Source organism: Aeromonas sp., assembly GCF_050633025.1.
Classification (GTDB): Bacteria; Pseudomonadota; Gammaproteobacteria; order Enterobacterales; family Aeromonadaceae; genus Aeromonas.
On record NZ_JBODRQ010000178.1, the window covers coordinates 1 to 5397 of the forward strand.

At 58.6% G+C, this 5397-nt stretch carries 5 protein-coding genes and 1 pseudogene; 2 read left to right on the plus strand and 4 right to left on the minus strand.

The genetic code is table 11. The annotated features are described in order from the left end of the window. The 4 genes from ACRAUW_RS16510 to ampD form a co-directional block, all read right to left on the minus strand. The coding region (locus ACRAUW_RS16510; protein WP_156028175.1) for a biotin/lipoyl-containing protein at window positions 1-137 on the minus strand (137 nt) is incomplete at its 3' end. 118 nt (window positions 138-255) lie between these two features. Then, window positions 256-2916 (minus strand): pyruvate dehydrogenase (acetyl-transferring), homodimeric type, encoded by a 2661-nt coding sequence (gene aceE / locus ACRAUW_RS16515; protein WP_431363154.1) that lies wholly within the window; start codon window positions 2914-2916, stop codon window positions 256-258. A gap of 79 nt (window positions 2917-2995) precedes the next feature. Beyond that, window positions 2996-3760, minus strand: coding sequence for a pyruvate dehydrogenase complex transcriptional repressor PdhR (gene pdhR, locus ACRAUW_RS16520; RefSeq protein ID WP_431363155.1), 765 nt, complete (start codon window positions 3758-3760; stop codon window positions 2996-2998). Window positions 3761-4038: 278 nt separating this feature from the next. Beyond that, window positions 4039-4614: a 1,6-anhydro-N-acetylmuramyl-L-alanine amidase AmpD gene (ampD, locus tag ACRAUW_RS16525; RefSeq protein WP_431363156.1), complete on the minus strand. Its 576-nt coding sequence runs from the start codon at window positions 4612-4614 to the stop codon at window positions 4039-4041. 130 nt (window positions 4615-4744) lie between these two features. Between ampD and ACRAUW_RS16530 the strand changes: the two genes are divergently transcribed. Then, complete coding sequence (locus tag ACRAUW_RS16530) at window positions 4745-5215, plus strand: retropepsin-like aspartic protease family protein (RefSeq protein WP_005336129.1); 471 nt, start codon at window positions 4745-4747, stop codon at window positions 5213-5215. 3 nt (window positions 5216-5218) lie between these two features. Then, window positions 5219-5397 (plus strand): annotated as a pseudogene (locus tag ACRAUW_RS16535) (carboxylating nicotinate-nucleotide diphosphorylase); the annotation flags it as partial.

Consider the following 5397-nt stretch of genomic DNA (forward strand, 5'->3'; position numbering starts at 1 on the left):
ACTTCCATGGAGGCCTTGTCGCCTTCTACCGCGATGATGGACTGGTCCAGCTCGACCTTGTCACCCACGGCCACCATGATCTCGGTGACTTCAACTTCATCGGCGCCGATATCCGGCACCATAATCTGTTTGGACATTGTGCTTTATCCTCTTGCGTCGATCCGCATAGCTGGCTGATGCCGCCACGCACATCTCGCGTTAACCGTTTAAACCCTGGCAAGGTCGCGCCGCATGACGGCGCGACCCTTGATCCACTTACGCGTACAGCGGGTTGACCTTGTCGGCATCGATGCCGTACTTGGCGATGGCGTCGGCCACAACCTGCTTGTCTACCTCGCCGCGTTTGGCCAGTTCGGTCAGAGCAGCAACCACCACGTAGAACTCGTTCACTTCGAAGTGACGACGCAGGTTGGCACGGCTGTCGGAACGGCCGTAACCGTCGGTACCCAGCACGCGGTAGTTCTCGGTCGGAACGAAGGCGCGAACCTGATCGGCGAAGGACTTCATGTAGTCGGTCGCAGCGATGGTGGCTTCGGAACCCAGTACCTGAGCGATGTAGGGAACACGCGCTTCAGAGGTCGGGTGCAGCATGTTCCAGCGATCCGCGTCCTGACCGTCACGGGCCAGCTCGTTGAAGGAGGTGACGCTGAACACATCGGAACCGATGCCGTACTCGCTGGCCAGGATCTGGGCAGCCTTGCGCACGTGACCCAGGATGGAACCACAACCCAGCAGCTGAACTTTCGCCTTGGCACCGGCTACGGATTCCAGCTTGTAGATACCCTTGCGGATGCCTTCCTCGGCACCGATCGGCATGGCCGGCATGGCGTAGTTCTCGTTCAGGGTGGTGATGTAGTAGAACACGTTCTCCGGGTTCTCACCGTACATGCGGCGCAGGCCGTCCTGTACGATCACCGCCACTTCATAGGCGTAGGACGGGTCGTAGGAGATGCAGTTCGGGATGGTGTTCGCCAGGATGTGGCTGTGACCATCTTCGTGCTGCAGACCTTCGCCGTTCAGGGTAGTACGACCGGAGGTCGCACCCAGCAGGAAGCCACGGGCTTGCTGGTCACCGGCTGCCCACGCCATATCGCCGATCCGCTGGAAGCCGAACATGGAGTAGTAGATGTAGAACGGGATCATCGGGCAGTCGTTGGTGCTGTAAGAGGTCGCAGCAGCCAGCCAGGAGGACATGGCGCCTAGCTCGTTGATACCGTCTTGCAGAACCTGACCCTGCTTGTCTTCCTTGTAGTAGGAGACGATGTCGCGGTCTTGCGGGGTGTACTGCTGACCGTGCGGGCTGTAGATACCGATCTGGCGGAACAGACCTTCCATACCGAAGGTACGGGCTTCGTCAGCCAGGATCGGCACGATGCGCTTGCCGATGGACTTGTCTTTCAGCATCACGTTCAGGGAACGCACGAACGCCATGGTGGTGGAGATTTCGCGCGCCTGCTCACCCAACAGCGGGCCGAAGGCATCCAGTGCCGGGATTTCCAGCTTGGTGGTGCTTTCGCGCAGACGGGTCGGCACATAGCCTTTCAGGGCAGTGCGACGGTCGTGCAGGTATTTGTGCTCGGCAGAACCGGCTTCGATCTTCAGGTAAGGCAGATCGGCCAGCTGCTCGTCGGCCACCGGCAGGTTGAAGCGGTCACGCAGGTGACGCACGGAGTCCAGCTCCATCTTCTTGACCTGGTGAGCGATGTTCTTGCCTTCAGCCGCTTCACCCATGCCGTAACCCTTGATGGTCTTGGCCAGAATAACGGTCGGCTTGCCCTTGGTCTGGGTCGCCTTGTTGAATGCGGCGAACAGTTTGCGAGGATCGTGACCACCGCGGTTCAGGGCGAAGATCTCCTCGTCGGTCATGTCTTTGACCAGCGCGGCAGTTTCCGGATAACGGTTGAAGAAGTGCTCGCGGATGTAGCCACCGTCGCGGGACTTCATGGTCTGGTAGTCACCGTCCACGGTCTCGTTCATCAGCTGGATCAGCTTGCCGGAAGTGTCTTTCTTCAGCAGCTCATCCCACTTGCGACCCCAGATCACCTTGGTCACGTCCCAACCGGCGCCAGCGAACAGGCCTTCCAGCTCGTTGATGACCTTGCCGTTACCGACAACCGGACCATCCAGACGCTGCAGGTTGCAGTTGACCACAAACACCAGGTTGTCGAGCTTTTCACGCACGGCAACGGTCAGGGCACCCTTGGCTTCCGGCTCGTCCATCTCGCCGTCACCCAGGAAGGCGTAAACGGTCTGCTCGGAGCAATCCTTGATGCCACGGTCGGTCAGGTACTTCAGGAAGCGAGCCTGATAGATGGCGGCGATGGGGCCCAGACCCATGGATACGGTCGGGAACTGCCAGAAGTCCGGCATCAGTTTCGGGTGCGGATAGGAAGGGATACCCTTGCCATCCACTTCCTGACGGAAGTTGTCCAGCTGCTCTTCGGTCAGACGACCTTCAGCAAAGGCGCGAGCATAGATGCCCGGGGAGATGTGACCCTGGAAGTAAACCAGATCGCCACCATCCTTCTCGTTGCGAGCTCGGAAGAAGTGGTTGAAGCAGACATCATAGATGGTCGCAGAAGAAGCGAAGGAAGACATGTGACCACCCAGGTCCAGGTCTTTCTTGGACGCGCGCAGCACGATCATCATGGCGTTCCAGCGGATGATGGCGCGAATGCGGCGTTCCATCTCCAGGTCACCCGGGTAGTCCGGCTCGTCGCTGGACGGGATGGTGTTGATGTAATCGCGATTTGCCTTGGCAGCCACGTCCACACCGCTTGCGCGGGCTTTCTCGGCCAACTGTTCAAGGATGAACTGAGCGCGTTGCGGACCCTCTTCACGCAGCAGGGATTCCAGAGAGGCAAGCCACTCCAGCGTTTCTATCGGGTCCACATCGTTCTTCAGGATATCAGACATGGCTGGTTCCTATGTTGTTGTGATTGCACGGCATTGCACGGCGAAGGGCGCAAGCATTCGACAATAGAGCCTTGTGGGATTAGTTTTCCTGCTGACGGATCCGACGCATGGATCGCTGGATCCGGCTATCTTCCCTCTGCATATCCAACAAGGTGTCCTCGATAAAGGCCAGATGCTCATGACAAGCTGTTCTGGCCCGCTCCGGAGCCCCCGAAAGGATAGCCTCGATCAGATTCGCGCGATGGCGACGTATCTTGGCTACCACTCCCGGGCGGCGATTCAAAATCTCGTTATTCTGCAGAATGTTCTGCTCGAGCATCGGGCTCATGGCCCGCAGCAGGTGCAGCAGCACCACATTGTGGGACGCCTCGGCCACCGCCAGATAGAACTGGGTGACGGCTGCCGATTCGGCCACTAGCGAGCCCAGCTGGCCCGCATCGATGATGGTGGTTTGCACCTGACGAATGCGCTCGAAATCAGACCCGGTTCCCCGCAAGGCCGCGTAGTAGGCACAGATGCCTTCCAGCGCGTGGCGAAACTCCAGCAGGTCATACTGGGCTTCCGGGTGGGTACTGAGCAGTTCGAACAGCGGATCGGCGATCCCCTTGCTCAGGGCATTCTGCACATAAGTGCCGCCGCCCTGACGGCGATAAAGCAATCCGCGCGCTTCCAGTCGCTGGATGGCTTCGCGCAAGGAGGGGCGCGATACCTGAAACTGGATGGCGAGTTCCCGCTCGGGAGGCAATTTCTGCCCCGGCTGCAGGCTGCCTTCCAGAATCATCTGTTCCAGCTCGGCGACAATGGAGTCGGCCAACTTGGGTTGCGTAATCTTGCGATAGGGCATGAGGCTACTTTGTTAAATTGGTATTACCAATTTTATGGATGGGGCGAAAATTAGCAGAGGCCTTTTGAAAAGTCCACTCAAAAGATGATCTGAGTCAAGAATCGGCCCCACCACTTAAGAGGTAAAGCAGGGGAAACATGATTTAGCTCATAGAAAATGGTCTGACCAATATTCTTGACTGCGCTCACAAATAACATTTGCGCAACCAGAGACAAAAATGGCCTGCCAGATAGGCAAGCCATTGATTTTAAAATCCAAACTAAATTTGATTATTTACTTTAGCTGTTTAGTAGTTGCCGGTAGTAATCCCATTGGAAACTGGCTCCGGGATCCATCTTGCGCCCAGGTGCGATATCGCAATGGCCGACAATTTTTTCGTGGGTAATCGCCGGATAGCGACCTGATATGGCTCGGGTGAGCCCCGCCAGCGCCCGGTACTGGGACTCGGTATAGGGGGTCTCGTCGGTCCCTTCCAGCTCGATGCCAATGGAGAAATCATTGCACGCCTCCCTCCCCTGCCAGCTCGATACTCCCGCATGCCAGGCGCGTGCGCCGAACGGTACATACTGCACCAGCTCGCCATCACGGCGAATCAGGCAGTGGGCCGAGACCCGCAGCTGATGGATACCGGCAAAATAGGGGTGAGCCTCAGGGTCGAGTCGCCCCATAAAGAGATCGTCGATAAAGGGGCCGCCAAACTCCCCCGGCGGCAGGCTGATACCATGCACCACCAGCAGGGAGATATCATCCGGCGCGGCCCGCTCGTTGTGGTGAGGAGAAGGCACCCGGCGTGCCTGCTGGCACCAGCCAGCGGCATCGATAGAGAAACAAGGTTGCGAAGCGAGTTGAGTCATCGGCTACTCGAGTTGGCTGATTAATGGCGAAAAGATGAAGAGATGTAATGAACAAGCCAGCACCAACTCACTGAATCAACGGGAAATGGTATGTTAGGCTGAGTCATCTTCCGCTCGATATGGATGGGGTATGCAGCACACGGCACGCTGGATGTGGTTACTGGCCTGGCTCTCTTTGATGGGTCTGCTGACCCTCTATTTTCACTCCCGCAACCAACCAAGCGTCACCGCCAGCGGCGAGCTGTTGCTGCGGGCCGACCAGAGCGGCCACTATCGTCTGGAGGGTGCCATCAACGGCCAGCCGGTGCAACTGCTGCTCGATACCGGCGCCACCCGTATCACCATCCCGCAGCAGGTTGCCGAGCGGCTCGGCCTGACCGCTTATGGCAGCAGCCAGGTCAATACCGCCGCGGGGCAGATCCGGGTCGGCAACGGCACCATCGAAACGCTGGCGATGGGGCCATTGACCTTGTACGATCTGGCCATCTTTATCAATCCGGCGGCAGACGGTGACGAAGTGCTGGTTGGCATGAACGCCCTCGGTCGGCTGGAGCTGGTTCAAAAGGAGCGGCAACTGCTGCTCAGACCCTTGCAGGAATAAGGCATGTTTCAACAGGATGTCAGCCGCGCCGTACGCGCCGCACTACTCGAAGATCTGGGCGATGCCCTCACCACGCTGGACCAACCGGACGCCAGCGCCGATATCACCGCCCAGCTGATCCCGGCCGATCGGATGGCCAGCGCCCGGGTCATCACCCGTGAGGCCGGTGTGTTCTGCGGCCA